At 70.0% G+C, this 25,601-nt stretch carries 27 protein-coding genes; 12 read left to right on the forward strand and 15 right to left on the reverse strand.

Annotated elements, in window-relative coordinates; translation table 11 throughout:
* Positions 1–52: 52 nt before the first annotated feature.
* From ABB55_RS06555 to ABB55_RS06565, 3 genes are all read left to right on the forward strand, one after another.
* The gene (locus tag ABB55_RS06555; protein ID WP_244471984.1) at positions 53–2,119 is read left to right on the forward strand and encodes a hydantoinase/oxoprolinase family protein; all 2,067 of its coding nucleotides are present in this window, start codon (positions 53–55) and stop codon (positions 2,117–2,119) included.
* A gap of 101 nt (positions 2,120–2,220) precedes the next feature.
* Positions 2,221–2,577, forward strand: coding sequence for a hypothetical protein (locus ABB55_RS06560; protein WP_054358093.1), 357 nt, complete (start codon positions 2,221–2,223; stop codon positions 2,575–2,577).
* A gap of 98 nt (positions 2,578–2,675) precedes the next feature.
* The gene (locus ABB55_RS06565; protein ID WP_244471985.1) at positions 2,676–4,454 is read left to right on the forward strand and encodes a hydantoinase B/oxoprolinase family protein; all 1,779 of its coding nucleotides are present in this window, start codon (positions 2,676–2,678) and stop codon (positions 4,452–4,454) included.
* A gap of 42 nt (positions 4,455–4,496) precedes the next feature.
* On the opposite strand, the gene ABB55_RS06570 is transcribed toward ABB55_RS06565, so the two are convergent.
* The gene (locus tag ABB55_RS06570; RefSeq protein WP_054358095.1) at positions 4,497–5,150 is read right to left on the reverse strand and encodes a glutathione S-transferase family protein; all 654 of its coding nucleotides are present in this window, start codon (positions 5,148–5,150) and stop codon (positions 4,497–4,499) included.
* A gap of 195 nt (positions 5,151–5,345) precedes the next feature.
* On the opposite strand from ABB55_RS06570, the gene ABB55_RS06575 reads away from it, so the two are divergent.
* On the forward strand, positions 5,346–6,113 hold the full coding sequence (locus ABB55_RS06575; RefSeq protein WP_083463409.1) for a creatininase family protein: 768 nt from the start codon (positions 5,346–5,348) through the stop codon (positions 6,111–6,113).
* Positions 6,114–6,191: 78 nt separating this feature from the next.
* On the opposite strand, the gene ABB55_RS06580 is transcribed toward ABB55_RS06575, so the two are convergent.
* The 4 genes from ABB55_RS06580 to ABB55_RS06595 form a co-directional block, all read right to left on the reverse strand.
* Complete coding sequence (locus tag ABB55_RS06580; RefSeq protein ID WP_054358096.1) at positions 6,192–6,959, reverse strand: amino acid ABC transporter permease; 768 nt, start codon at positions 6,957–6,959, stop codon at positions 6,192–6,194.
* 5 nt (positions 6,960–6,964) lie between these two features.
* Positions 6,965–7,789 (reverse strand): transporter substrate-binding domain-containing protein, encoded by an 825-nt coding sequence (locus ABB55_RS06585; RefSeq protein WP_054358097.1) that lies wholly within the window; start codon positions 7,787–7,789, stop codon positions 6,965–6,967.
* 125 nt (positions 7,790–7,914) lie between these two features.
* Positions 7,915–8,559 carry a helix-turn-helix domain-containing protein gene (locus tag ABB55_RS06590; RefSeq protein WP_200912007.1) on the reverse strand — a complete coding sequence of 215 codons (645 nt, stop codon included), beginning with the start codon at positions 8,557–8,559 and terminating at the stop codon, positions 7,915–7,917.
* The gene (locus ABB55_RS06595) at positions 8,556–9,653 is read right to left on the reverse strand and encodes a hypothetical protein (protein ID WP_054358098.1); all 1,098 of its coding nucleotides are present in this window, start codon (positions 9,651–9,653) and stop codon (positions 8,556–8,558) included. The genes ABB55_RS06590 and ABB55_RS06595 overlap by 4 nt, the downstream gene beginning before the upstream one ends.
* A gap of 152 nt (positions 9,654–9,805) precedes the next feature.
* Here ABB55_RS06595 and ABB55_RS06600 point away from each other — a divergent pair, with 152 nt between their 5' ends.
* The 7 genes from ABB55_RS06600 (at position 9,806) to ABB55_RS06630 (ending at position 16,553) form a co-directional block, all read left to right on the forward strand.
* A complete protein-coding gene (locus tag ABB55_RS06600) occupies positions 9,806–10,858 on the forward strand; it encodes an aromatic ring-hydroxylating dioxygenase subunit alpha (protein ID WP_054358099.1) in 1,053 nt (350 codons plus the stop codon).
* A gap of 3 nt (positions 10,859–10,861) precedes the next feature.
* Entirely contained in the window at positions 10,862–11,941 is a 1,080-nt protein-coding gene (locus ABB55_RS06605) for an iron-sulfur cluster-binding domain-containing protein (RefSeq protein ID WP_054358100.1), read from the forward strand.
* A 1-nt stretch (position 11,942) separates the two neighbouring features.
* The gene (locus tag ABB55_RS06610; RefSeq protein ID WP_054358101.1) at positions 11,943–12,782 is read left to right on the forward strand and encodes an amino acid ABC transporter permease; all 840 of its coding nucleotides are present in this window, start codon (positions 11,943–11,945) and stop codon (positions 12,780–12,782) included.
* Between the two features lie 44 nt (positions 12,783–12,826).
* Complete coding sequence (locus tag ABB55_RS06615) at positions 12,827–13,651, forward strand: transporter substrate-binding domain-containing protein (RefSeq protein ID WP_054358102.1); 825 nt, start codon at positions 12,827–12,829, stop codon at positions 13,649–13,651.
* Positions 13,652–13,882: 231 nt separating this feature from the next.
* Positions 13,883–14,800 (forward strand): amino acid ABC transporter permease, encoded by a 918-nt coding sequence (locus ABB55_RS06620; RefSeq protein ID WP_054358103.1) that lies wholly within the window; start codon positions 13,883–13,885, stop codon positions 14,798–14,800.
* Between the two features lie 8 nt (positions 14,801–14,808).
* Positions 14,809–15,813 carry a succinylglutamate desuccinylase/aspartoacylase family protein gene (locus ABB55_RS06625; protein ID WP_054358104.1) on the forward strand — a complete coding sequence of 335 codons (1,005 nt, stop codon included), beginning with the start codon at positions 14,809–14,811 and terminating at the stop codon, positions 15,811–15,813.
* A complete protein-coding gene (locus tag ABB55_RS06630) occupies positions 15,810–16,553 on the forward strand; it encodes an amino acid ABC transporter ATP-binding protein (RefSeq protein ID WP_276326399.1) in 744 nt (247 codons plus the stop codon). The genes ABB55_RS06625 and ABB55_RS06630 overlap by 4 nt, the downstream gene beginning before the upstream one ends.
* A 55-nt stretch (positions 16,554–16,608) precedes the next feature.
* Here the strand turns inward: ABB55_RS06630 and nifW are convergent, their stop codons facing one another.
* The 10 genes from nifW to ABB55_RS06680 all read right to left on the reverse strand — a co-directional run bounded on the left by nifW (position 16,609) and on the right by ABB55_RS06680 (position 24,766).
* The gene (gene nifW, locus ABB55_RS06635) at positions 16,609–16,989 is read right to left on the reverse strand and encodes a nitrogenase stabilizing/protective protein NifW (protein ID WP_054358105.1); all 381 of its coding nucleotides are present in this window, start codon (positions 16,987–16,989) and stop codon (positions 16,609–16,611) included.
* A gap of 5 nt (positions 16,990–16,994) precedes the next feature.
* Positions 16,995–17,771 (reverse strand): serine O-acetyltransferase, encoded by a 777-nt coding sequence (gene cysE / locus ABB55_RS06640; RefSeq protein WP_054358106.1) that lies wholly within the window; start codon positions 17,769–17,771, stop codon positions 16,995–16,997.
* A 28-nt stretch (positions 17,772–17,799) separates the two neighbouring features.
* Positions 17,800–18,969 (reverse strand): homocitrate synthase, encoded by a 1,170-nt coding sequence (gene nifV, locus ABB55_RS06645; RefSeq protein ID WP_083463411.1) that lies wholly within the window; start codon positions 18,967–18,969, stop codon positions 17,800–17,802.
* 26 nt (positions 18,970–18,995) lie between these two features.
* Positions 18,996–20,198 carry a cysteine desulfurase NifS gene (gene nifS, locus ABB55_RS06650; protein WP_054358107.1) on the reverse strand — a complete coding sequence of 401 codons (1,203 nt, stop codon included), beginning with the start codon at positions 20,196–20,198 and terminating at the stop codon, positions 18,996–18,998.
* Between the two features lie 95 nt (positions 20,199–20,293).
* Positions 20,294–21,358 (reverse strand): Fe-S cluster assembly protein NifU, encoded by a 1,065-nt coding sequence (gene nifU / locus ABB55_RS06655; protein ID WP_054358108.1) that lies wholly within the window; start codon positions 21,356–21,358, stop codon positions 20,294–20,296.
* Between the two features lie 64 nt (positions 21,359–21,422).
* Entirely contained in the window at positions 21,423–21,743 is a 321-nt protein-coding gene (locus ABB55_RS06660; protein ID WP_054358109.1) for a HesB/IscA family protein, read from the reverse strand.
* 158 nt (positions 21,744–21,901) lie between these two features.
* Positions 21,902–22,336, reverse strand: coding sequence for a DUF1330 domain-containing protein (locus ABB55_RS06665; RefSeq protein WP_054358110.1), 435 nt, complete (start codon positions 22,334–22,336; stop codon positions 21,902–21,904).
* Positions 22,337–22,797: 461 nt separating this feature from the next.
* Positions 22,798–23,565 (reverse strand): nitrogen fixation protein NifQ, encoded by a 768-nt coding sequence (locus tag ABB55_RS30260; protein ID WP_160321181.1) that lies wholly within the window; start codon positions 23,563–23,565, stop codon positions 22,798–22,800.
* A gap of 158 nt (positions 23,566–23,723) precedes the next feature.
* Positions 23,724–24,560 (reverse strand): ModD protein, encoded by an 837-nt coding sequence (gene modD / locus ABB55_RS06675; RefSeq protein WP_054358111.1) that lies wholly within the window; start codon positions 24,558–24,560, stop codon positions 23,724–23,726.
* A complete protein-coding gene (locus ABB55_RS06680; protein WP_054358112.1) occupies positions 24,557–24,766 on the reverse strand; it encodes a TOBE domain-containing protein in 210 nt (69 codons plus the stop codon). The genes modD and ABB55_RS06680 overlap by 4 nt, the downstream gene beginning before the upstream one ends.
* Positions 24,767–24,981: 215 nt before the next feature.
* Between ABB55_RS06680 and ABB55_RS06685 the strand changes: the two genes are divergently transcribed.
* Complete coding sequence (locus tag ABB55_RS06685; protein WP_054358113.1) at positions 24,982–25,545, forward strand: DUF2478 domain-containing protein; 564 nt, start codon at positions 24,982–24,984, stop codon at positions 25,543–25,545.
* Positions 25,546–25,601: the final 56 nt, after the last annotated feature.

Raw genomic sequence — 25,601 nt, forward strand, 5'->3', positions numbered from 1 at the left:
GGCTCCCCTCCCCTGTCGGCCGCAAGGCCCGCCGAGACGTCCGGACAGCACCATGGGCCTGCGCTTCGCCGTCGATACCGGCGGCACCTTCACCGACCTGATGGTGGCGAGCGAGGACGGACGCCTCGCCATGTTCAAGGCCTCGACCACGCCGGCCGACCCGGTCGCCGGCCTGATCGACAGCCTCGCCCTGGCGGCGGCGGCGGCCGGCGAGCCGCTCGCCAGCTATCTGGCGCGCGGCGACGTGCTGGTCCACGGCACCACCCACGCCATCAACGCCATCGTCACCGGCAACACGGCGCGCACCGCCTTCCTGACCACCGAGGGCCATCCCGACACGCTGGTCTTCCGCGAGGGCGGCCGCATCGAGCCGTTCAACTTTACCGTCCCCTATCCGGAACCCTATGTGCCGCGCGCGCTGACCTTCGAGGTGCCCGAGCGGATCATGGCCGACGGCCGCGTCCGCACGCCGCTCGACGAGGCCGCCGTCGTCGCCATCCTGGAGCGGGTGCGGGCGGCCGGCGCCGAGGCGATCGCGGTCTGCCTGCTCTGGTCGGTGGTCAATCCGGCCCACGAGACGGCGGTCGGCGCCCTGATCGAGCGGCACCTGCCCGGCATCCCCTATACGCTGTCGCACCGCATCAACCCGTCGATCCGCGAGTATCGCCGGGCCTCCTCGACGGCCATCGACGCCTCGCTGAAGCCGGTCATGGGCGCCTATATGCGCGGGCTGGAAAGCCGGCTGCGCGAGGCCGGCTTCAAAGGCCGCGTGCTGGTCGTCACCTCGCAGGGCGGCGTGATGGATGCGGCGAGCGTCGCCGAGGCGCCGGTGCACCTGATCAATTCCGGGCCCAGCATGGCGCCGGTCGCCGCCAAGGCCTATGCGGGCGGGACGGCCGAGGAGACGCTGATCGTCGGCGACAGCGGCGGCACCACCTTCGACGTGTCGCTGGTGCGCCGCGGCCGCATTCCGCGCAGCCGGGAGATCTGGCTCGGCCAGCCGTTCCGCAGCGCCATGACCGGCATGCCCTCGGTCGACGTGAAGAGCATCGGCGCCGGCGGCGGCTCGATCGCCTGGGTCGATGCCGGCGGCCTGCTGCATGTCGGCCCGATCAGCGCCGGCGCCCGACCCGGCCCGGCCTGCTACGGCCGCGGCGGCACGCGCCCGACGCTGACCGACGCGGCCGTGACGCTCGGCTTCATCGATGCCGGCTTCTTCCTCGGCGGCAAGATGACGCTCGACGAACCGGCCGCCGTCGAGGCGATCCGGCGCGACGTGGCCGATCCGCTCGGGCTCTCGGTCGATGCGGCCGCCGAGGCGATCGTGGCCTTGGCGACCGAGCACATGGTCCAGGCGATCATGGACATCACCGTCAACCAGGGCATCGACCCGGCCGAGGCGACCTTCGTCGCCGGCGGCGGCGCGGCCGGCCTGAACTGCGTCGCCATCGCCCGCCGGCTCGGCTGCCGGCGCGTGGTGGTGACCGAGGCCGGCGCGGCGCTGTCGGCCTCCGGCGCGCTGATCTCGGACCTGACCGCCCACCATCAGGCGATGTTCCACACGCTCAGTGGACGCTTCGACCGCGACGGCGTCAACCGCACGCTGGCCGACCTCGAGGCCGCCTGCGACGCCTTCGCGGCCGGTCCCGGCGCGGGCGCCAGCGCGGTCGAGATCCACTGGTCGTCCGAGGCCCGCTATGCCGACCAGGCGTGGGAGATCGAGGTGCCGCTCGCCCGGGCGCGCTTCGAGACCGAGGCCGATCTCGCCGCCCTCATCGACGACTTCCATCGCATGCATCAGGACATCTTCGCGGTCAGCGATCCGGGTGCCGAGATCGAGGCGGTCGGCTGGAACGCCGAAGTGCGCTGCCGGATCGGAACCGGCCAGCCCGGCCGGCTCGCCGCGACCGACCGCCCGGCCCGCCTGCCCGCGCGCGCGGTCCGCTTCCTCGGCACCGAGGCCCGCGCCGAGGTCGAGGTCTGGCGGCTGGAATCGATCCGTGAGGGCGTCGTCATCGCCGGCCCGGCGATCATCGAATCCGACTTCACCTCGATCGTGCTGGATCCCGGCGCCCGCGCCCATCGCGACGGGTCCGGCAATCTCGTCATCGCGCTTTGAGGCCCGGGCGGGTGGGTCCGGGTCTCGGCATCGATGGACATTCGCGGCGCGGCGCGTTCAGATGGCGCGCAGTCCGCACTCATTTGTATAGGAAATAGAATATGTTGCTTCGATCTCTCGCGACGGCCGCGGCCGTCATCCTGGGCACGCACGGCCTCGTCGGGACCGCCTCTGCGATGGGCAACGATCCGGATCAGAACGTGATCCGCGTGACCAGCGCCACCTACGGCGCCTCCTGCCGGGTCGCCCCCGGCAACGCCACCTACGATGTCGCGGCCCGCTGCAATGGCCTGCCCTTCTGCAACTACAAGGTCTCCTACAAGGTGCTCGGCGACCCCGCCTATGGCTGCAAGAAGGACTTCCAGGTCAGGTACCAGTGCGGCCGGCGCGGCCCCTTCCAGGCCAGCGCGCCGGGCGAGGCCGGTTACGGCACGCCGGTCGCCCTGATCTGCAAGTGAAGCGACGCGGCGCGGTTTCAGCGGTCGCGCCGCGCTGGCCCCAAACCGAGCGGCCCCGGCCGCGCGCCCATGACCCGAGACGCCAGGGAGGTTCCGCCGTGACGGATGCAGCATTGAGGTCCGGTGCGCCGCTCGACGGCTCCAAGCTCGCCGTGCTGACCGCTCGCTTCGAGGGCATCGCGCGCAAGATGGCCAACACGCTGCACCGGACCGGCCGGTCCGGCATCCTGACCATCGCACGCGATTTCTCCTGCGTAGTGCTGACCGCGCAGCACGAACTGCTCGCCACCGCCGAGAGCCTGCCCAACCACGTCCTGCGCGGGCCGGAGATCATGACCCGCGCGATGACCGACAACCACCCGGTTCTGAAGCGCGGCGACGCCTTCCTGCACAATTCGCCCTATCACGGCTGCACCCATCCGGCGGATCATTCGATCCTGGTGCCGGTAATCGACGATAACGGCCGGCACCGCTTCACCGTGCTGGCCAAGGCGCACCAGGCCGATTGCGGCAATTCGCTGCCGACCACCTATATGGGCGCCGCCACGGACGTCTATGCGGAGGGGGCGCTGATCTTCCCGGCCGTCAAGGTGCAGACCGACTACCAGCATGTCATGGACGTGATCCGGATGTGCCGGATGCGCATCCGCGTGCCCGAACAATGGTGGGGCGACTATCTGGCGACGCTCGGCGCGGCGCGCGTCGGCGAACGCGAGATCATGGCGCTCGGCCGCGAGATCGGCTGGGACCGGCTCGACGCCTATGCGCGGCAATGGTTCGACTATTCGGAAAGCCGCATGGTCGACGTGATCCGCGCCCTGCCGGCCGGCCGCGTCACGCGCAGCTCCACGCACGACGCTTTCCCGGGCACGCCCGCGGAGGGCGTGACCATCACGGCGACCGTCGAGGTCAAGCCGGAGGAGGCGCTGATCGAGGTCGACATGCGCGACAATCCGGACTGCCTGCCGAACGGGCTCAACCTGTCGGAGGCCTGCGCGCTGTCGACGCCGATGATCGGCATCTTCAATTCGATCGACCATACCGTGCCGAAGAACGAGGGCAGCTTCCGGCGCATCCGCATCCACCTGCGCGACGGCTGCGTGGTCGGCCGCCCGCGCCACCCGACCTCCTGTTCGGTCGCCACCACCAACATCGCCGACCGGGTCGCCAATGCGGTCCAGGCGGCGATCGCCGATCTCGCCGACGGGCTCGGCCAGGCGGAGACCGGCGCACTGATTCCGCCCTCCTGCGGCGTCGTCTCGGGCGTCCATGACGGCAAGCCCTTCGTCAACGAGGTCTATCTCGGCTGCACCGGCGGCGCCGGCACGCCTTGGACGGACGGCTGGCTGACCATCCTGCATGTCGGCAATGCCGGCATGTGCTACCAGGATTCCATCGAGGTCGACGAGTTGCGCCACCCGCTCTTCGTGCGCACGCGCCGGCTGATCCCGGATTCGGAGGGCGCCGGCCGGTTCCGCGGCGCGCTCGGCGCCTATTCGGAATTCTCGCCGGTCGGCTGCGCCATGACGGTCGCCTATGTCAGCGACGGCAACCTCAATGCCGCCACCGGCGCGCGCGGCGGCCATGCCGGGGCGCCCTCGGCGCAGTACCGCCGCCGCGCCGACGGCACGCTCGAACCGGTACCGGCCTGCGCCGAGGTGGTGATCGGTCCCGACGAGGCCATGGTGTCAATCAGCGGCGGCGGCGGCGGCTATGGCCGGCCCGAGGAGCGGGAGCCCGAGCGCGTCGCCCATGACGTGCGCGAAGGCTGGATCGCCGCGGGCCGCGCGGAAGCCGTCTATCGGGTCGCGCTGACCGCCGAGGGCCGGGTCGATCCGGCCGCGACCGCGCGCCTGCGCGCGGCCACCGCCGCCTGACCGGCCGCCGGCTCGACCGCCCGACCCCGGCGCGCCGCGGGATCAGCCGGCGAGCTTGCCGTCCACCCAGGCCGCGACCAGGGCCGGATAGCGCGCGAATTCGGCATCGAGCCACGGCTCGATCCGCAAGGCCGCCGCCGCCCGGGCGAGACGCGGTCCGGGCGCGGCCGACAGCCCGAGCGGCGCCGCGAGGGCATCGAGCCAGATGAGCGTCGCGGCATAGCCGCAATCGGCCACGCTCGGCGTCGGACCGGTCACGAAGGGCCCGTCGGGCGACACGGCGGCGTCGATCAGCGCGAAGGCCTCGGCCATCAGCCGATCGGCCTCGGCGACGACCGTCGCGTCGCGGGTCGCGGGCGCGACATGGGGGAACAGCCGGCGCAGCGCAGGTTCGAGCCGCAGGTCGTGCCAGCGCGACAGCATCACGGCGCGCGCCGCCCGACGCGGGTCGGCCGGTGTGATCCGGTGGCCCAGACCGAGCGCTTCGACATGGCCGAGGATGGCGTCGGATTCGGCCAGCCAGAAGTCGCCGTCGACCAGGGCCGGGATGGTGCCGGCCGGATTGATGGCGCGATATTCGGCCGACCGGTAGCTGCCGCCGGGCGGTTCGACGAGTTCGAGGCCGACGCCCATTAGCGCCAGCCCGAGCCGGACCTTGAAGCTGTAGAGCGAAACCGGGAGATGATAGAGCCGCATCGACGATCCTCTTCTGGCCGACCGGCACTCTGCCACCGACCGCCGCGCGCGGCTTGAACGAAATCGGCGGCCCGGTCGAGAGCATGCCCGGCATGCGTCGACCCGGGCCGGCTTGGCAGTCCGGGCTTTTCATGGAACATGTTGGTTTCACGAGCGGATCGGCTGCACGGTCCGCCCCGGCCGGAAGGATCCGCGATGCGCCTGGAACTGATGACCTCGCCGGCCGTCGCGGCCTATCTGGCCGAGCGGCCGGGCATCGTGATCCCGATCGGGGCGACCGAGCAGCACGGGCCGGACGGGCTGATCGGCACCGACCATCTCTGCCCCGAGGCGATCGCCAGGCGCTTCGGCGCGCGCGACGGCGTCATCGTCGCGCCGACGCTTGCCTATGGCATGTCGCAGTTCCATCTGGGCTTCGCCGGCTCGATCTCGCTCCGGCCCTCGACTCTCGCCGCCCTGATCCAGGATCTGGTCGCCTCGCTGGCCGCGACCGGCTTCACGCGGATCTATTTCCTCAACGGCCATGGCGGCAATCTGGCGCCGCTGCGCGCCGCCATCCAGGAATTTTACGCCGCGCGCTCCTTCGCGGGCGTAACCGAACCCTGCCCGGTGCATTGCCGCGTGCGCAGCTGGTGGGAACTCGACGGCGTCGATGCCCTCCGCAAGGCGCTCTACGGCGCCGCCGAGGGCTATCACGTCACCCCGTCCGAGGTCGCCCTGACGCTGGCGAGCCATCCCGACCACATCGCCGCGACCGATCGCCCGGCCCCGCCCCCGCTCGCCGACATGATCCTGCATGGCGGCGACAACTATTACGACGCGGCCGATTTCCGCCGCCGCTTCCCCGACGGCCGCGTGGTCTCCGACGCCTCGCTCGCCACGCGCCAGCACGGCGAGGACCTGTTGGCCCTCGCCGTCGACGATCTGGCGAAGGACTTCTTCGCCTTCTGCCGCTCGGTGTGACGGGTGATCAAAGATCGAATGGTTCGACCGGGACGGATGGGAACCGCCCGTCCCGATCGAACCACCGGGGCAAGCCGGTCAGCGCGCGTCGCCGCCGGCCAGCTTCCGCTCCAGGCGACGCACGGCCCAGGAGACGACCGCGATCAGGATCAGGTATTCGATCACCAGGATGGTGTAGATCTCCAGCGGCCGGTACTCGATCAGGGTCAGTTCGTTGGCCCGCCGGGTCAGTTCCTGGTAGCCGACCACCGAGATCAGCGACGACATCTTCAGCACATAGATGAACTGGTTGCCGAGCGCCGGCAGGATGCGTCGGATGGCCTGCGGCAGGACGACGAGGCGCATCACCTGCCAGGGCGTCAGGCCGATGCTGCGGCCGGCCTCCCATTGGCCCTGCGGCACGCCCTGGATGCCGGCCCGGAAGATCTCGGCCTCGAAGGCGCTGTCCGACAGCGCCAGCGTGATCACGCCGGCGGTGAAGACGCCGAACTGGATGCCGGCGACCACGGGCAGGCCGTAATAGACCCAGAGCAGCAGGACCAGGAGCGGGATCGCCCGGAAGGTCTCGACATAGACCCGGTTGAACTGCCGCAGCGCCTTGGTCGGCGACAGCGCGCACAGGCCGACCAGCAGCCCGATCACCACCGCGATGGCGATCGAGACGGCGGAGATCGCCAGCGTCGCCCAGACGCCGGCGGTCAGGAAGCCCAGATTGGCCAGACCGCGCGGGTCGAAGGGCGAGACCGAATGCCAGCCCCAACTGTAGCTGCCCCCGGCGCAACCGCCGAGGGCCAGAACGATGCCGCCGAGCGCGAGCCCGGCGGCGATACGACGAAGACTGGCCATCCTGCTCAACCGGCCGGCAGCCACTTGGACTCGAGCGCGGCGAAATAGCCCTCGATGCGCTTCAGCGAGACCCAGGTGTTGACGGTGTTGAGCCAGGTCACGTCGTCCTGCGGCACCACATAGGCGAAGGGCCGGCGGTTGCGCATCTCCGCGCCCTTGACCAGGATCGCCAGCTGGTCGAAGCGCTTGATCAGCGTCGAGGCCTCGACATTGCTGGTGATGGTCACGTCGGCGCGGTCGGCCAGGACCTCCTGGTAGCCGGTCGCCGGGGTCTGCACCGCCGCGATGGTGGCCTTGGGGAAATGCGCCTTGGCCTGATCATGGAAGACGGTGCCGAGGCTGACCGCCACCCGCACGCCTTCCGTGTTGATCGATTCCCAGGTCGCGAAGCGGCCGGCATTGGCCTTCTTGGCGAGCGGTACCGTGCCGGCCTCGAGATAGGGCAGCGAGAAGGCGGCGACGCGCGCGCGGCCCATGGCCACCGAGGCGCCGGAGAAGATGTCGTAGCGATTGGCCGCGATGCCGGCGACCAGGGTCGCCCAGTCGGTCTGCACCCATTCGACGGTGACGCCGAGATCCTTGGCGAACAGCGTCATCGCCTCGATGTCGAAGCCCGTATAGGTGTTCGAGCCCGGATCGCGGAACGACATCGGATTGAAGTCGCCGGTGGTGCCGACGCGCAGCGAGCCGCGCTTCAGAACCTCGGCGAGCCGGTTGTTGCCGGTCGGCATGGGCGGCGGCGGGGCCGCCTGGGCCTGGACTGCGGCGGGCGCCAGCGCTGCGGCGGCTCCGGCCAGAACAAGGGATTTCGCAAGGTCGCGTCGCTTCATGGTTCACTCCGCCCGTTCGGAAGTGGCTGGGAAGGATCGCCTGCCGGCCGCCCGACGGAAAGCCGGGTCTCGTTGCGGCAGGACTGCTGGGAGATCGCCGGCCCGCTCGATCGATCGGGATCCGGTCATCGCCGCTCCGCCTGAACGGAGAGGAAGCGCAATGTGGGGCTCAGCACCTTCTGGATGCCGTAGCGGATCTCCGCGTCCAGGCAAACGGAATCGCCGGCGCCGAGCCGCATTTCCTGATTGCCGTAACGATAGATCGCCTCGCCCTCGAGAATATAGATGAAAACGCAGCCATGGCCGGTATAGGTCGGCGGTGCGGCGGCCTCGTTGCGCTCGATAGTGACGATCACGCTTTCGAACTGCAGGTCGCGCCGCCGGTGGAAGCCGAGCATCACGAATTCATGTTCGTGATCGCCGAGGATGCGCCGCGAGCGCAGCCCCTCCCCGCCGCGGACCAGCGTGAAATCGGCGACCGCCGAGCCGGTGTCGCGGAACAGGCCGGCGATCGGCACCTCCAGGGCGCCGGCGATCATCTCCAGTACGCTCAGCGACGGCGACACCTGGCCGGTTTCGATGCGCGAGACCATCGCGGCCGAGATGCCGGCCCGCTGCGCCAGATCGCGCGCGGTGATGCCCTTCAGTTCGCGCAGTTCGCGCAAGGTGCGCCCGACCGCGGCATTGACGCTGGTCGCCGGCCCCTCCCATCCGGGCGGCCCCTCATCGCCGGCTTCCGCATCCGTCATCGTCACCTCGGCCGTGTTCATGCCGCCGCGTCCAGCCCGATGCGCCGTTCGGGCGCCGCGAACAGCGCCGCCACGTCCGGATGCTCGGCCAGGATCGCCGCCGCTCCCGGAACGGCAGCGATGTCGAGGCGGCCGTCTCGCCAGACCGGGACGCCGTCGACCGCGACGGTCGGGTCGATGATGTTCCAGCAAATCTCGCCGGGCGCATAGTGGCCGCAGGTGTGGAAATGCAGGATGCGCGGATTGCCGAAGGCCGAGCCGCTCCAACGCTCGTAATGGTCGTGGGCCGAGCCCGGATAGGCGCAGCCGGGATGGATGCCGGTGTGCCAGGAATGCACGAGGGCGCCGTCGATGCCGAAGCGGTCGGCGACGGTCGCGACATGGTCCTCGACCCGCGCGACCACGTCCGGCCGTCCGGACCAGCCGCGGATCCGTCCGCCGCCGATCTCGGCGATGACCGGGGAGGCGAGCGGAATGCCGTAGGGCTGATAGTAGCGCGAGCCGGTGCCGCACAGCATGTGGGCAACCGCCACCCGGCCCGAAAAGCCGGTCGCGTCGACCGGTCGGTGGACCGATTGCGGGAAGCGCTTGATCGAGGTGTCGTAAGGCGCCGCAGCGCGCTCTGGCGCGATGGCGCCGGTGAGGTCGGTGCCGAGCGGACAGGTGACGCGAATCTCGCGGGCCCCGGCCAGATGCCGGTCGATCGCGGCCGACAGCGCCACCATCGCCCGATGGTCCGCCGTGCCGAAGGGCGAGGCGAGCGCGGTCTCGTCGAGCACATAGGAGACGATCGGCCGGCTGCCGGCCGGCATGGCCTTGAAGCGAAGCTGGTCGCCGAGACGGGCCAGGAACAGCGCATGGTCGGCGCGCGCGACCGCCTCATGCACGGCATCGGGAAGCCGGGTCGCGTCGGGATCGAACCCGACCTCGACCGTCGTCACGGCCAGGCCGAGCCGCTCCGCGGCCGCCGCAAGGGTCGGCGCGAGACCGGCGCCGAAATAGCCGTACTGCGCACTTTCGTGAAGAATCAGAAGGGTTTCACCGACCCGCGCCGCCGCACAGGCGAAAAGCAGGTTGCTGGCCGCCCGGTCGACCTCGTTGTCGGAAACCGGCATCGGTTCACCTCGTCATTGGAATTTGACAAGAAATCAAACCACATGCCAGATTGCCTGTCGATCAAAAACTATACCGTCAATCAACACACGAACGCCGACGCAAGTTGGTATCATCCCGCCCCCGAAAACGGGGCGCAGAGCCGGAGATCGCAATGTTCCTGAGGGACTGCTGGTATGTGGCGGGCTGGTCGCGCGACATCGGCGCGGCCTTGACGCCGGTGCGCATCCTCGGCGACGCCATCGTCATGTTCCGCAAGGCCGACGGCACGGTCGCGGCGCTGGAGGATGCCTGTCCGCACCGCAAGCTGCCCCTGTCGATGGGCCGCCGCGAGGGCGACCGGGTCGTTTGCGGCTATCACGGCATGACCTTCGACGCCGGCGGCGGCTGCGTGGCCACGCCGACCCAGGAGCGCATCCCGAGCGGCGCGCGCGTCCGCTCCTATCCGACGCTGGAACGCTACGGCTTCGTCTGGATCTGGACCGGCGCGGCGGAACGGGCCGATCCGGCCCGGCTGATCGACATCCCGCACTATGACGACCCGACCTGGGGCCGGACCGCGGGCGGCGACATGCCGATCGCCTGCAACTATCTCTACATCACCGACAACCTGCTCGATCCCTCGCATGTCGCCTGGGTGCATCTGAGCTCGTTCGCCGGCGCCAAGACCGATTCGACCCCGCTCAGGACCGACGTGACCGAGACCGGCGTCGTCGTCTGGCGCTGGATGATGGATACCGAGCCGCCGGCCTACTACAAGCCGCTCGTGAAATTCGAAGGCAATGCCGACCGCAAGCAGCACTACGAATGCGTCGTGCCGTCGATTGCCATCAACAAGTCGATCTTCGCCCCGGCCGGCCATGGCGGTCCGGACGCCCCGTTGCACGAGAAGACCTATATCAACATCTCGTACAACTTCATGACCCCTGTCGACGAGAGCCACAGCCACTACTATTGGTTCCAGCATCGCAATACAGACCCTGAAAACCAAGAGATCTCCGAATCCATGAACCGCGGTGCCTACGGCGCGTTCACGGAAGACAAGGACGTCCTGGAGGCCGTGCAGATCGGCATGGCCAACAAGAAGACGCCGCATCTGGATCTCGCCCTCGACGCGGGCGCCCTGCGCTTCCGCAAGCTGGTCGCAGCCCGCATCGCCGCCGAGACCGCCGCGCCGACGCGCGCGGCGGAACCGGTCGGAGCCTGAGGCATGGCGGGCGAGGCGACCGGTTTCCGCGACCTGACGGTGACGGCGCGCCGCCGCGAAGGCGAACGCGTCGTCTCGCTCAGCCTCGCCGCCGCCGACGGTTCGCCGCTGCCGGCTTTCGAGCCGGGCCAGTTCCTGACCTTTCGCCTGGCCGGGCCGGACGGGCGGCCGGTGCCGCGCAACTACAGCCTGTCGGGCGATCCGGCCGACCGGTCGCACTACCGCATCAGCGTCCGCCGCGAGGGTCCCGCCGCCCTCGGGTCGGGCCATATGCACGAACAGGCCGTCGTCGGTGCGCGGCTGCAGGCGAGCGGCCCGAAAGGCCGCTTCGTGCTCGACCGGGCGTCGCGCCGGCCGGTCATCCTGATCGCCGAGGATATCGGCCTGACGCCGCTCCTCGCCATGGCGCACGCGCTTGCCGCCGATCCCGGCCGGCCGGCCCTGCTGGTTGCTGTCGCAACTGCGCCGGCCGAGGCGATCTTCGCCGACGAACTGGCGGGTCTCGCGGCACGGGCGCCGAACCTGCAGGTGCGGCGCCTTTCGGACGGTGCCGCCCCCCTGACGGCCGCCCATCTCACCGCCTGGCTGCCGATCGGCGACTACGAGGCCTATCTGTGCGGGCCGCAACGCTTCCTCGACGCGACCGCGCAGCTGCTCGACAGTCTCGGCCTGCGACCGGAGCGGATCCGGACCGAAACCTTCGGCCCGGCCGCACCGCCCCGTCCGAGCCCCGCTCCGGCGCTCCCGGTCGAAGCGGGCCCGACCGAAGCGGGCCCAACCGAAGCGGGCCCTGCCAGCGCCCCGGCAGCAGCCGCTCCGCCCGCCGGCGGTGTGCCGACGGTGACCTTCGAACCCGCCGGGCGCTCCATCGCCTGGGACCCGGCCTCAAGGACGCTGCTCGATTTCGCCGAAGCCAACGGGCTCGCACCGGCCTTTTCCTGCCGGAACGGCATCTGCGGCACCTGCAAGGCCGCCGTCGAAGGGCCGGTCACCTATCTCGACGATCCGCTCGAGACGCCCGAACCGGGCTTCGCGCTGCTATGCTGCTCGGCTCCGGCGGGGCCGGTCACGGTGAGGCTCTGAGATGGCAGACGGGGCGACGATCGAAGACAGTCAGGTCCGCCTGCCGCCGCGCCCGCGGCGGCCGGTCTGGTATCGGCGGCAGAGCTTCGACCTTCTGGTCTTCGCCCTGCTCGGCGCCGGCCTCGTCTGGATCGCCGTGCACGGTGCCCAGTCGATGGGCTACCGGTGGCAGTGGTTCCGCGTGCAGCGCTATCTCTGGCGCATCGTCGACGGCGAGATCATCTGGGGGCCGCTGATCCAGGGCCTCGTCGTCACCCTGCAGATCTCCGCCATCGCCATGGCGATCGCGCTGGCGCTCGGCCTCGTGGTCGGCTTGATGCGGCTGTCCGGCGGCATCATGGCCGGGATCGTCTCGACCGCCTATGTCGAGGTGGTGCGCAATACGCCGATCCTGGTGCAGATGCTGATCTTCTACTTCATCATCGCCCAGATTCTCGGCATCAACCGCTTCTGGTCGGGCGTGCTCTGCCTGGCGCTCTACCAGGGTGCCTTCGCCTCCGAGATCGTGCGCGCCGGCATCCTGTCGGTGCGCAAGGGCCAGTGGGAAGCCGCCCGCAGCCTCGGTCTCGGCAGGCTCGACACCTATCGCGACGTCGTCCTGCCGCAGGCGGTGCCGCTGATGCTGCCGCCCCTTGCCGGCGTGCTGGTCAATCTCGTCAAGCATTCCTCGATCGTCAGCGTGATCGCCATTTTCGATCTGACCACGCAGGGCCGGACGATCGTGTCGGATACCTTCCTTGCCTTCGAAATCTGGCTCACAGTGGCCGCACTCTATCTCGTCGTGACGCTGACGCTCTCAGGCTTCGTCGCCTGGCTGGAGCGCCGGGTGGCGACGGGATGATCCGGGGAAACTCGCATTCGCACGATCAACGGGGAGACTGTCGCATGCGTATTCTGAAGACCATCGCCGTCACGCTCGGCCTCGCCTTCGCGGCAGCCACACTCGCGCCCTCCGGCGCCTCCGCCCAGCAGGCCTCGACGCCGCTGATTGACCAGATCAAGCAACGCGGCAAGCTGCAGGTCGGCATGGCCAGCTTCGTGCCCTGGGCGATGCGCGACAAGCAGGGCAACTGGATCGGCTTCGAGATCGACGTGGCCACCAAGCTGGCCAAGGATCTGGAAGTGGAACTCGAATTGGTGCCGACCGCCTGGGATGGGATCATCCCGGCCTTGCTCTCCAGCCGCTTCGACGTGATCATCGGTGGCCTGAGCATGACGCCGAAGCGCGCCCTGCAGGTCAACTTCACGGTTCCCTACTCGCGCTCCGGCACCGGGATCGCGGCGAACAAGAAGCTCACCGAAGGCATGAAGTGGCCGGCTGACTACAATCGGGCCGACGTAACCTTCGCCTGCCGTCGAGGCACGGTGATCTGCAGCGAAATGGAGCGCGCCTTCCCGAAGGCGACGGTGCGCCAGTTCGACGATACCGCGGTCGCCATCCAGGAGGTCGTCAACGGCAATGCCCATGCGATGGGCTCCTCGGAGCCGGCGCCGACCTTCGCGGTGATCCAGAACCCGGATCGGCTGGTCAAGCCGCTGAACGACTACTTCACCGCCTCGACGGAAGGCTTCGCGATCCGCCGGGGCGATGTCGATACGCTCGCGTTCCTGAATTCGTGGGTGACCTTCAACCGCGAATCCGGCTGGCTGCAGAGCCGCCACGACTACTGGTTCAAGACGCGCGACTGGGCCGGCCAGCTCGCCCAGTGATCCTGCCGTCCCGTCGCCCCGACGGGACCCGCAGACCCCGGATTGCCGGTGGCACAACCACCGGCAAGAACCGGCTGTCCGGCCGCTCAGCCCGCAAGCGGTCGGACAGCCGGTTCCAATCCTCCCGCACGCGCCTCTGCCCGCACGCGCGTCCGCGCCGCGAGGGCGCGGATCCGGGACGGCGGATCCGGGGCGATCGTCTCCGATGCCTCCCCCTCAGGTGACCTGCCGGTGAACGACACTTCAGCCGCCCCGTCCCGGCCGCCGCCGCCCGCGCGCCGCCGCCGCTGGACCTGGATCGACACCGCCCTCCTGGCGGCGGTCCTGGCCGCGCTCGGCTGGTTCGCCTATCGGACCGAAGCGGTGATGTTCTACCGCTGGAACTGGAGCGTGGTCGCCAACTACCTGATCAAGGTCGATCCCGCGACCGGCCACTGGCAGCCCAACGCCCTCCTGGACGGCCTGTTCGCCACGCTGCGGCTCGCCGTCTGGGGCCTGGTGCTGGCCACCTTGATCGGCGTGCCGATGGGCGTGGCGCGCAACAGCCGGCGGCTGTTCCCGCGGCTGGTCTCCGGCCTCTACGTGATGGTGATCCGCAACATTCCGCCGCTGGTGCTGGTCTTCGTCGTGGCCTTCTTCGTCGCCAACCAGATCCTGCCCGGGCTCGGCATCCGGGCCGCGCTCGCCCGCGCGCCGGACTGGCTGCAGACGACCTGCGCCGTCCTGTTCGGGCCGCCGAAGATCATCGAGAACATCATCGTCGGCCTTCTGTGCCTGGCCATCTTCACCGGCGCCTATGTCGCCGAGATCGTGCGCGCCGGCATCGAATCGGTGCCGCGCAGCCAGATCGAGGCCGGCGAAAGCCTGGGCCTGACGCGGTTCCAGATCCTCCGGGACGTGATCCTGCCGCAGGCGCTGCGCAACGTGCTGCCGCCGCTCGCCAACCAGTTCATCCAGATGATCAAGGATTCCTCGCTCGTCTCGCTGGTCTCCGTCCAGGAGTTGACCTTCGTGGCGCAGGATGTCCAGATCGCGACGCAACGGGTGTTCGAAGTGTTCCTCTTCGTCGGCTTCCTCTACTTCGCCGTCTGCTGGAGCCTGTCGCGGCTGTTCGCCCGCCTCGAGGCCCGCGCCCGGGCCGCCGGATGACCGCCCCGATGGCCCCTGCCGCCTCCATCGACCTCAAGGCCCCCGGCAAACGGATCGGCCATATCGAACTGGTCTGGTCGGACGACGCCCATGCCTACGGGGTCATTCCGGTGCCGATCGTCGCCATCGTCGGCGGCAGCGGCCCGACCGCCCTGGTCACCGCCGGCGTCCACGGCGACGAGTACGAGGGCCTGGTCATCGCCCGAAGCCTGGCGGCGCGCCTCGAGCCCGGCGACCTCGCCGGCCGGCTGATCGTGATGCCGGCCCTCAACTGGCCGGCCGTCGAGGCCCGCGCGCGCACCTCGCCGATCGACCGGCAGAATCTCAACCGCGCCTTTCCGGGCGGCAGCGACGGGCCGACCGCGCTGATCGCCGCCTTCGTCGAAGGCCTGTTGCCCGAGATCGATATCGCCATCGACCTGCATTCCGGCGGCACGCAATCGAGCTACACGCCGTGCGGCTATGTCTACGCCATGGGGTCGGCCGAGTTTCGCGCCCGCAAGCTCGCCGCCGCCCATGCCTTCGGGGCGCCGGTGACCGCCGTCGTCGCCGCCACCGCCTCGTCGGGTTCGCTGTCGGGAGCCTGCGAGCGCCACGGCGTGCCGATGGTGGCGACCGAACTCGGCGGTGGCGCGCGCCTCGACCGCGCCGCTCAGGCGATCGGCGAGGCCGGCACCCTCAACCTCTTGCGCCATGCCGGCGTGCTGCACGGTGCGCCCGTCCCGACCCGCACGACCTTCCGCCACACGCCCTCGCGCCGCGCCCATGTGATGGCGCCGATCGACGGGCTGGCCGAAACGGTCGTGGCGCCGGGCGAGACGGTGGAGGCCGGTCAGCTGGTGGCGCGGGTCTGGCCGACGGACGACCTCGCCCGGCCGCCGGTCGAGGTCCGCTTCGCCGAAGCCGGCATGGTGATGGCGGTCCGGACCATGCCGATGGTCAAGCGGGGCGATACGCTCTGCCATACCGGCGTACCGATGAGCGACGACGACTTTCTGGGAGTGGGCCGATGACTGCCGCGCCGATGATCACCATGACCGGCGTGAACAAATGGTTCGGCCGGTTCCATGTCCTGAAGGACATTGACCTCGCGGTCGCGGCCGGGGAGCGGATCGTGATCTGCGGGCCGTCCGGCTCGGGCAAGTCGACGCTGATCCGGTGCATCAACCGGCTCGAGGAGCATGACGAAGGCCGCATCGTCATCGACGGCATCGAACTCGACGAGGATACCCGCAACATTGCCGCGATCCGGCGCGAAGTCGGCATGGTGTTCCAGCAGTTCAACCTGTTCCCGCACCTGACGGTCCTGGAGAATTGCGTGCTCGCCCAGCGCCGCGCGCGCGGCACGCCGCGCAAGGAGGCCGAGGCGCGGGCGATGCACTATCTGGAGCGCGTGCGCATCCCCGAACAGGCCGGCAAGTATCCGGCCCGCCTGTCCGGCGGCCAGCAGCAGCGCGTGGCGATCGCCCGCTCGCTGTGCATGGAGCCCAAGGTGATGCTGTTCGACGAGCCGACCTCGGCGCTCGATCCGGAGATGATCAAGGAAGTCCTCGACGTCATGATCGATCTCGCCGGCACCGGCATGACGATGATCGTGGTCACCCACGAAATGGGCTTCGCCCGTCAGGTCGCCGACCGCATGGTGTTCATGGACCAAGGCCGCATCGTCGAGGCCGCCTCCCCGGCGGACTTCTTCGCCGCGCCCAAATCCGACCGCGCCAGCCTGTTCCTGAGCCGCATCCTGACGCATTGAGACCACCCGGAAGATGCCACGGGACCGACCGGGCGCTCGGGCGGTACGCGGTGCGTCAGCCTTTCGGCAATGGCGCCATGATGTCGTCGAGGGCGACGAAGGCGGTCTTGGGCGGGACCGGACGGTCGGGGTCGTGGTCCTTGAGGACCTGGAAGACGCGCTGGCGCAGCGGCGAAGAGCTCTCGAAATCCGCATAGGCCCGCTGCAGCACGGCCTTGGCGCGGGCGGCGACGACCGAATCCGGCAGGCCGTCGAAATCCTCGCCGGCCAGATACTCGCCCATCCGCTTCAAGATATGCAGCCGCGCGACCTGCAGCACCTTCGGGTCGAAGGTGACGCCCAGCGCCAGGAAGAACTCCTCCGCGGCGGAGAGCCGCTTCAGGCGGGCGAGGATGTCGGTCACGTCGATCGGGCGATCGTCCAGGGAACAGCTCATCGGGGTCACTCCAGTTGGATGTCGGGGCGGGGCTCGCCGACGCCCGGCTCGCCACTACCCGGGTCCGGGCGCCGCTGCAGATGGGCGAGGCGCACCTCCAGGAAATCGATCCGGTCGACCAGGGCGGCGACCGCCTCGCCGACCGGGTCGGGCATCAGGTGATGTTCGAGATCGATCCGGCCGTCGCCGAGCCGGCGCCGCGTGGCGGCCGGCCTGACCACCCGGCCCGGAATGCCGACCACCGTCATCGACGGCGGCACGTCCTCGATGACGACCGAGTTGGCGCCGACGCGGGCGCCCGCGCCGACCGTGATCGGGCCGAGGATCTTCGCGCCCGCTCCGACCAGCACGCCGTCCTGAAGCGTCGGATGGCGCTTGCCGCCCGACCAGGAGACGCCGCCGAGCGTGACGCCGTGATAGATGGTCACGTCGTCGCCGATCTCGGCCGTCTCGCCGATCACCACGCCGGCGCCGTGATCGATGAAGAAGCGCCGGCCGATGGTGGCGCCGGGATGGATGTCGACATTGGTCAGGAAGCGGCCGAGCCAGGACAGGAACCGGCCGGAGAAGCGGAACCCGCCCCGCCAGAGCCGATGCGCCAGGCGGTGCCACACGATGGCGTGGACGCCCGGATAGGTCAGCACGATCTCCAGCGTCCCGCGCGCGGCCGGGTCGCGCGCCCGGACGCAGGCGACATCCTCGCGGATCGAGGCGAAGAGCGACGGGCGTGCCGGCTGTACCGGCAGATCGGTCGGCGGACCGGCGACGACGAGTTCGGCCATGGCGTCCTCCTCCTCCGAGGCGCTTCCGTCAGTGGGCGAGGCGGGCATGAGGACCGGGGCCCCGATCCAGAAAATCGGCCGCCTCGACCAGCAGCCGCTCCAGGTCGGCCGGCGGGACGGTCCCCTTGACCGCTTCGGCATGGTGACGGACCAGCGCGAGCAGCACCGGCGCGATCGCCGGATCGAGCGCCAGGCCGCGTTCGGCCAGCACATGGGCGAGCGCCGCCTGGCCGGAATGCTTGCCGACCACGAAGCGGTGGTCGCGGCCGATCAGGGCCGGGTCGAGCCCCTGATAGGTCTCGCGCGCGCCGAGCAGGGCGGCGACATGGATGCCGGATTCGTGGGTGAAGACATCCCGTCCGACGATCGCCTTGCCGGCCGCGATCGGCCGGCGGGCGGCGCGCGCGACCCGTTCGGCGAGACCCGTCAGGGCCGGCAGCGCCACGCCCGAGACGCCGAGCCCGAGCCGGGCGATGCCGACCGCGACCTCCTCCAGCGCCGCATTGCCGGCCCGCTCGCCGAGCCCGCAGACGGTCACGGAGACATGGCCGGCGCCGGCCCGGACCGCCGCCAGGCTGTTGGCGGTGGCGAGCCCCAGATCGTCATGGCCGGGGAATTCCACCGCCAGACCGGCCGCCGCGACCACATCGCCGACCAGCCGCGCGGTCGCGAAGGGGTCGAGGATGCCGACCGTGTCGGCGAGGCGCAGCCGGAACGCGCCCACGCTGGCGGCCGTCTCGGCGACGCGCTGCAGGTGGTCGGGATCGGCGCGCGAGGCGTCCTCGCCGCCGACCGCCACCGCGAAACCGGCGTCGAGCGCCATCGGCACCATGCGGCGGATGCGGGCCAGCGCCTCCTCCCGGCCGATGCCGAGCTTGGCGGAGAGCTGCAGGTCCGACATCGGGATGGACAGATTGACGGAAGGCACGCCGCAGGTGCGGGCCGCGCGAAGGTCGGCCTCCGTCATCCGGCACCAGGCCATCAGCCGGACCGGCAGCGCCAGCCCGGCGACCGCCCGGATCGCCTCGATCTCGGCCGCCCCCATGGCCGGCGTGCCGACCTCGATCTCGTCGACGCCGGCTTCCGCGAGCGCTGCCGCGATGGCGACCTTCTCGGCGGTCGAGAAGGCGACGCCGGGCGACTGCTCGCCGTCGCGCAGGGTCGTGTCGTTGAGATGGATGCGCCGCGCCGCGGTCATCGGCTCGCCCCCGCGTCCCGCCGCCGTCACGCGTAGACCGGCTTGAAGGCGGCCGGGGCCTCGCCGGCGCCCTGCCAGAAGGGCGACAGGTCGCGCAGCTTCTCGATGATCGGCGGCATGGCCTCGATCACCCGGTCGACATCCTCGTCGGTATTCTCGCGCGAGAAGGAGAAGCGGGTCGCGCCATGGGCGGCGGTGTAGGGCACGCTCATGGCGCGCAGCACATGGCTCGGTTCGAGCGAGCCGGAGGTGCAGGCCGAGCCGGACGAGGCCGCGATGCCGGCGCGGTTCAGGAGCAGCAGGATCGCCTCGCCCTCGATGAACTCGCAGGCGATGTTGCAGGTGTTGGGCAGCCGGTTGTCGGCGTCGCCGGTGACGAAGGTGTTGGGGATGCGCTGCAGCAGGCCCTTCTCCAGCCGGTCGCGCAGGGACCGCACCCGGGTGACCTCGTCGTGCATATTGAGTTCGGCCAGTTCGGCCGCCTTGCCGAGGCCGACGATGCCGGGCGTGTTCTCGGTGCCGCCGCGCCGTCCGCGTTCCTGCTGGCCGCCCTTGATGAGCGAGCGGAAACGCACGCCGCGCCGGACATAGAGCGCGCCGATGCCCTTCGGGCCGTGCAGCTTGTGGCCGGACAGCGACAGCATGTCGATGGCGGTCGACTTCAGATCGATCGGGATCTTGCCGACCGCCTGCACGGCGTCGGTATGGAACAGCGCCCCGACCGCCTTCGCCTCCTCGGCGAGGTCGACGACCGGAAACAGCGTGCCGGTCTCGTTGTTGGCCCACATGATCGAGACCACGGCGACCCGGGTCGAGAGCGCCGCCCGGTAGGCGTCGCGGTCGAGCCGGCCCTTGGCGTCGACCGGGATGATGTGGACCTTGATGCCGCGCGTCTTCTCCAGATGGGCGGCGAGCGCCAGGACGGCCGGGTGCTCGACCGCCGAGGTGATCATCTCGGTGCGCTCCGGCATGGCTTCGAGCGCCGACAGGATGGCGGCATTGTCGCTCTCGGTGCCGCCGGAGGTGAACACGATCTCATGGTCGAACTCGGCGCCGATCAGGCTCTGCAGCTGCTTGCGCGCCCGCTTCACCGCGCCGCCGACCTCCGCCCCGAAGGCGTGCATGGAGGACGGATTGCCGAACTGCTCCGTGAAGTAGGGCAGCATGGCGGCGACCACCTGCGGGTCGACCCGGGTCGTGGCGTTGTTGTCGAGATAGACGGGTTTCATGACGACGCTTCCCCACGAGGACGGAGGACGGGGCGGGACCGGCCACGGCCCCGAACGGAACGAGAGGATGGGCGGGCGGCCGGGGCCTTGGCGGCTCAGACCGGCACCACCTTGAGCGGGATGCCGAGCGTCTCGATCAGCTTCTCGCGCACGCCCGAGATGGTCACCGAGGCCATCTGGCAGCCGACGCAGGCCCCCGACAGCTTGACCTGCACGGTGTCGCCGTCGACATCGACCAACTCGCAATCGCCGCCGTCGGCCTTCAGGTACGGCCGCAGCCGCTCGATCGCGGCCTCGATCGCCTTGATCTTCTGCAGCGTGGTCAGCTTCGGCGCGGCGGGCCGCGACGGCGCCAACGGCGAGACCGCCGGGCCGCGCGGCGCGGGCGCCGCCATGCGGGTCGGCGCGGGAGCCGCCGCCCCCGGCGCGGGCGCCGCCGTCACATCGGCGGAGGGCCGGGCCGCCATGACCCGGTCGATATCGACCTTCGGCTGGCGCAGCTGCTTCGGCTGGGCCTTGGCCTTCATGGCGCGCGGATCGACCGAGCCGATCCGATAGGCGGCCTCCGCGGTGATCAGCCCGTCCTCGACCATGCTGTCGTTGACCCGGGCGAGCACCTGCTCGATGCCTTCGAAACAGGTCAGGCAGCCGCCGCCGGCCTTGGTGTAGAAGGTGACCTGCTCGGGCGTGGTCAGCTTGTTGACGCGGATCGCCCGCTCGATCACGCCCTCGTCGACGCCGAAGCACTTGCAGACGAGCGCGCCCTCCTCGTGGTCGTCATGCCACTCCTCGCCGCGATAGTTCGCGACGGCGGCCTGCAGCGCCTCGTAGCCCATCACCGAGCAGTGCATCTTCTCCGGCGGCAGGCCGCCGAGGAAGTCGGCGATATCCTGGTTGGTCAGCGCCAGCGCCTCGCCGATGGTCTTGCCGGTGACGATCTCGGTCAGCGCCGAGGAGGAGGCGATGGCCGAGCCGCAGCCGAAGGTCTGGAAGCGGGCCTCCTCGATGACTTCGGTCGCCGGGTTCACCTTCAGCATCAGCTTGAGCGCATCGCCGCAGGAGATCGCGCCGACCTCGCCGACCGCGTTGGCGCCGGCCAGCACGCCGGCATTCTTGGGGTTGAAGAAGTAGTCCTTGACCTTGTCGGTATAGTCCCACATGGGCGGCTCCGCGCGGCGCGTCGTTGGGGTGGAGCCCGGCCGCGATCGGCCGGGCCGGGCGGCGTCAGCCGAAGGACTTCCCGCAGGAGCACTTCGAGGCGGCATTCGGGTTGTTGAAGACGAAGCCGGAACTCTCCAGGCCGGTGACGAAATCGACCGTCATGCCGGACACATGCGGCTGCGACCCGGTGTCGACGAACAGCTTGACGCCGCCCTGGTCGATCACGGCGTCGCCGTCGCGCGTCGTGGTCTCGAGCCCCATCATGTATTTGAACCCGGCGCATCCGCCGGCCTGGACCATGATGCGCAAGCCCTCCGCCGGCTGGGCGGAACGGGAGATCGCGGTCTTCACGGCGGCAATGGCGCTGTCGGTCAGTTGGATCATGGCATGTCCCCTCGCAGGAATGACTGAGGGGGAATTAGCACGAGCCATGCCAGACGCTAATTATCTGATGAAATTGATTTTTTCTGATTGTCGGGATGTTTCGAATCCGACAAGGTCGACATTCCGACACGGCTTTGGGCCTCACGGCCCCGCCATCTTCACGGATCGGCGAAGTCCGCGCCCGGATCGAGCGGGCTGTGGCGCAGGAGCCGGCTGTCGGCGACGCCGGCCTGGCGATGCACCATCGCGGCGCGATAGACGGGATCGCGGATCATCGCCACGAAGGCGGCGACGCTCGGATATTCGGCGATGAAGGCGAGGTCCCAGGCTTCGGATTTCGGGCCGATCAGCATGAACTCAGGCCGGCCGCGCCAGACGATGCGCCCGCCGAGCCGCTCGAAGACCGGCCGGCTCTCGCGCCCATAGGCCGCATAGGCCTCCCGCCCGGTGGCGGTGCGGCCGTCCGGATATTCGGCGCGCGCCTTCAGGCGGACCAGGTTCAGCATGTGGATCGGGCCGGGCCGGTCGGCCGCCGCGAAGGCCGCGAAATCCTCGCGCCCGAAGGCGGTATGCACCGTGGCAGTGTCGTTCATGGCCCCGTCCTCCACCGGTTTCCTCCAACCGGTACCACGCCCGTGTTTGGCTAGGCGCCTGGAGTCGCAGCCACTTTATCCATACTGACGGAAGTCCAGAAGTGTTCCGGTTTGATCTTAGGGGCTTTCAAGTTCGGTCGATTCGAGCATTCTTGTACTATCCATGGCGGAAATTGTGAGGGATTCCGGATGTCAGTGCCACAACGAATAAATGACTTCATCACACAGATGCGCCCGAATCCCGTCTGCAATAAATGTATAGCGAGAGGGATTGGCCTAAAAAACGAAACTGCCCACCCAGCCCAAGTAACTGGCGCATTGGCAACTACCAGTGAATTCACCAAGGAATATGGAACCTGCTCGATTTGCAAGAATATTAAAGAAGTTATTCGTCGCGTCTAATCTTATTTTCCAGCCCACAATCCTTTACAAGAAGATATGGGCATCATCACGACAACAGCTCAGGCCGCCCGTGCGGTCTCGCGGCGGACCTGGGCGATGCGGCTCATGCCGTCCTCGGCGCCGAAGCAGTCGGCGAAATCGGTGCAGACCGCGCAGCTCGGCGCGGTGCACAGCACGAAACCCTCGGCCTCGCACAGGCGGCGATAGAAATACTTCTTCCAGCGCATGTTTTGGGTGTTGCCGGCATGCAGGGCGGGGAAGTGGCGCGCGATCAGACGGCCGAGTTCCGGCCGCTCGAACAGGCCGAGATCCTGCCAGAGATGGTCGTCCTTCATCGCCCGCCGGGCGATCGCTGCCGCCAGCCAGGCCGACAATCGGCCATCGGGCGGCGATCCCGCGCCGTCGAAGGGGGCCGTGCCGCCGAAAGCGGCGGTGTCGCCGAGAGCTGCGGTGCCGCCGAGAGCGGCGGTGCCGCCTAGAGCGGCGGTGCCGCCCTGACCGGCGCTGCCGCCGCGAAGGGCCGACGGCCGGGCGCGGTGGGCGAGCAGCAGGTCGCGCACCATGCCCTCCTCCATGTCGGCGGCCGGGTTCGGCGCGGCGTCGAGCGCGAAGGGCGTGCGCGGCATCAGCGGGAACCAGGCGGTCAGGATGTCGACCAGCGCGCCCGCGTCGAGCCCGGTCGCCGTGGTCACCGCGACGCCCTCGGCCTCGGCCTCGGCGAGGCCGGTCGCCAGGATGCAGGCCAGCACATGGGTGTCGAAGGCGGTCGCCTCGTCGCGGGGCGGCCATTGGGCGGCGCGCAGGCAGGCATAGTGGTGGGCGAACATGGCAGGCCCCCGTTCCGACACCGGCGTGTCGGAAATCCGACGCGACCGGACCGCCCGGCCGCCTCCGGGGCGGATGTCGCAAGTGCCATGCCGGCCGGGCCGGCCTGCGTAGTCGTGCGGAGGCGCCGGGCGTCCGAGCGGGCTGCGGAGCCGTCCGATCAGGCCGGGCCGAGCGTCACCGCCACGTCCCGCGGGCGCGCCGTGTAGGGCCAGGAGGTGACCAGCAGCCCCGCGCCGGCGGCCACATAGGCGGCGGCATTGTCGGGCGAGATGCCGCCGGTGGCGGCGATCAGCGGCGCCCGCGGCAGGCCCGCATAGGCGGCGGCGACCGCGGCGACGGCCTCGGGGGCGAATTTCTCGAGCTGCACCGTGTCGAAACCCGCCGCGGCGGCGGCGATGGCGGCGTCGACATCGTGCACCTCGACGGCGATTGTCTTCTCCGGTTCGGCCGCCCGGAGCCGGGCCGCGAGACCGGCGAGATCGAGATCGGGCAGGAAGGCGCGGTGCTCGGCGAAGACCAGGATGGTCTCCGACAGCCCGTGCCGGTGCAGGATGCCGCCGCCGGCGCGCACCGCCAGCTGCGACAGGACCCGCGCCCCCGGCACGGTCTTGCGCGTGCAGGCGACGCGCACCTTCGGGTCGACCGCCGCGGCGGCCCGCGCCACGGCGGCGGTGGCGCTGGCGATGCCGGAGGCGATCTCGACCAGGGTCTGGGCGGATTTCCAGGTCCGGTGCAGGGCGCCGGCCGAGCCGGTGGCGGTGAGGAGCAGGTCCCCGGATGCGGCCGGCGCGCCGTCGCGGCCGTGCAGCTCAGCCGTACCGCCGGCCGCGGCGACGAGGCGTGCGGCGATGTCGAGACCGGCCGGCACCATGCCGTCCCGCGCACGGAACGCCATCCGGGCCGGCCGATCGCCGATGCCGAGCGCGGTCGTGGTCAGATCGCCCGAGGGGACGTCCTCGGCGAGCAGGCGCTCGATCGCCGCCAGGCCGATCATGGCACCGCGATGATCACGTCGGAGGACTTGATCACCGCATGGGCCTCGCTGCCGATCTCCAGGCCGAGATCCTTGGCGGCCTCGTTGGTGATCGAGGAGGAGATGATCATGCCCGCGGCGATCTCGATCTTGACCACCGTGGTGGTCGCGCCGGTGGTGACGGCGACGACCTTGCCTTTGAGCACATTGCGGGCGGACAGCTTCATCCTGGCAATCTCCTGAGCGACGGGCGCGACCGGACGGCCCGCACCATGCTATATCCTAGCGGGAACGGATCGGCCTGACCATCCGACCAAATCCCGATGGCATTCCAGGGCGTTGCGGCCCGGAACTTGCCAAGCCCTACCCCGGGCGCCGCGGTCCGGCGGCGTCCTGTCGGGTTTCCGACACAGTCCCGCCGGACCCGCCAGGAGTCTTGCCCATGCCCGTCGCTCATCCTGCCGCCGATCCCGACCTTGCCGCCCGGATCAACGCCTTCGACCTCGCCGCCCTGGTCTACGACGACGGCATCGCCATCGACCGGCTGATGGTCGATTTCGCCCACACCCTGACGCAGGCCGGACGCCGGGTCGGCGGCATCGCGCAACTGCCGCCCGGACCGGCGACCGAGCCCGGTCAGGTCGACCTGATCGACCTCATGTCCGGCGAGATCCGCCCGCTCAAGCAGCGGCTCGGCCCGGGCGCGGCCTCCTGCACGCTGGACGGCGGCGCGCTGGCGGCCGCCTCGACCGGCATCCGCCGGGCGGTCGCCGCCCGCGTCGACCTGGTGGTGATCTCCAAATTCTCCAAGCAGGAGATCGCCGGCGGCGGCTTCCGGGCCGAATTCGCCGCCGCCGTCGAGGCCGGATTGCCGGTGCTGACCTCCGTGAAGCGCAGCCAGATCGGCGGCTGGCTCGCCTTCACGGGCGGCCTCGGCACGCTGCTCGACGGCCGCATGGACATCCTCGCCGACTGGTGGGCGGAGACCCGGCGCCGGCGCGCCTAGGATTCTGCCGCTACGTCAAGCGAATACGGCTCTTCAAACGGCGCGCCGCCTGCCCC

The sequence above is a fragment of the Prosthecodimorpha hirschii genome (genome assembly GCF_001305515.1).
Lineage (GTDB): Bacteria > Pseudomonadota > Alphaproteobacteria > Rhizobiales > Ancalomicrobiaceae > Prosthecodimorpha > Prosthecodimorpha hirschii.

Bases quoted from the DNA above. Each gene is read 5' to 3' on its own strand.
- ABB55_RS06555 (WP_244471984.1), top strand. From the start codon at position 53: ATGGGCCTGCGCTTCGCCGTCGATACCGGCGGCACCTTCACCGACCTG.
- ABB55_RS06560 (WP_054358093.1), top strand. From the start codon at position 2,221: ATGTTGCTTCGATCTCTCGCGACGGCCGCGGCCGTCATCCTGGGCACG.
- ABB55_RS06570 (WP_054358095.1), bottom strand. From the start codon at position 5,150: ATGCGGCTCTATCATCTCCCGGTTTCGCTCTACAGCTTCAAGGTCCGG.
- ABB55_RS06575 (WP_083463409.1), top strand. From the start codon at position 5,346: ATGCGCCTGGAACTGATGACCTCGCCGGCCGTCGCGGCCTATCTGGCC.
- ABB55_RS06580 (WP_054358096.1), bottom strand. From the start codon at position 6,959: ATGGCCAGTCTTCGTCGTATCGCCGCCGGGCTCGCGCTCGGCGGCATC.
- ABB55_RS06585 (WP_054358097.1), bottom strand. From the start codon at position 7,789: ATGAAGCGACGCGACCTTGCGAAATCCCTTGTTCTGGCCGGAGCCGCC.
- ABB55_RS06590 (WP_200912007.1), bottom strand. From the start codon at position 8,559: ATGAACACGGCCGAGGTGACGATGACGGATGCGGAAGCCGGCGATGAG.
- ABB55_RS06595 (WP_054358098.1), bottom strand. From the start codon at position 9,653: ATGCCGGTTTCCGACAACGAGGTCGACCGGGCGGCCAGCAACCTGCTT.
- ABB55_RS06600 (WP_054358099.1), top strand. From the start codon at position 9,806: ATGTTCCTGAGGGACTGCTGGTATGTGGCGGGCTGGTCGCGCGACATC.
- ABB55_RS06605 (WP_054358100.1), top strand. From the start codon at position 10,862: ATGGCGGGCGAGGCGACCGGTTTCCGCGACCTGACGGTGACGGCGCGC.
- ABB55_RS06610 (WP_054358101.1), top strand. From the start codon at position 11,943: ATGGCAGACGGGGCGACGATCGAAGACAGTCAGGTCCGCCTGCCGCCG.
- ABB55_RS06615 (WP_054358102.1), top strand. From the start codon at position 12,827: ATGCGTATTCTGAAGACCATCGCCGTCACGCTCGGCCTCGCCTTCGCG.
- ABB55_RS06625 (WP_054358104.1), top strand. From the start codon at position 14,809: ATGGCCCCTGCCGCCTCCATCGACCTCAAGGCCCCCGGCAAACGGATC.
- ABB55_RS06630 (WP_276326399.1), top strand. From the start codon at position 15,810: ATGACTGCCGCGCCGATGATCACCATGACCGGCGTGAACAAATGGTTC.
- nifW (WP_054358105.1), bottom strand. From the start codon at position 16,989: ATGAGCTGTTCCCTGGACGATCGCCCGATCGACGTGACCGACATCCTC.
- cysE (WP_054358106.1), bottom strand. From the start codon at position 17,771: ATGGCCGAACTCGTCGTCGCCGGTCCGCCGACCGATCTGCCGGTACAG.
- nifV (WP_083463411.1), bottom strand. From the start codon at position 18,969: ATGACCGCGGCGCGGCGCATCCATCTCAACGACACGACCCTGCGCGAC.
- nifS (WP_054358107.1), bottom strand. From the start codon at position 20,198: ATGAAACCCGTCTATCTCGACAACAACGCCACGACCCGGGTCGACCCG.
- nifU (WP_054358108.1), bottom strand. From the start codon at position 21,358: ATGTGGGACTATACCGACAAGGTCAAGGACTACTTCTTCAACCCCAAG.
- ABB55_RS06660 (WP_054358109.1), bottom strand. From the start codon at position 21,743: ATGATCCAACTGACCGACAGCGCCATTGCCGCCGTGAAGACCGCGATC.
- ABB55_RS06665 (WP_054358110.1), bottom strand. From the start codon at position 22,336: ATGAACGACACTGCCACGGTGCATACCGCCTTCGGGCGCGAGGATTTC.
- ABB55_RS30260 (WP_160321181.1), bottom strand. From the start codon at position 23,565: ATGTTCGCCCACCACTATGCCTGCCTGCGCGCCGCCCAATGGCCGCCC.
- modD (WP_054358111.1), bottom strand. From the start codon at position 24,560: ATGATCGGCCTGGCGGCGATCGAGCGCCTGCTCGCCGAGGACGTCCCC.
- ABB55_RS06680 (WP_054358112.1), bottom strand. From the start codon at position 24,766: ATGAAGCTGTCCGCCCGCAATGTGCTCAAAGGCAAGGTCGTCGCCGTC.
- ABB55_RS06685 (WP_054358113.1), top strand. From the start codon at position 24,982: ATGCCCGTCGCTCATCCTGCCGCCGATCCCGACCTTGCCGCCCGGATC.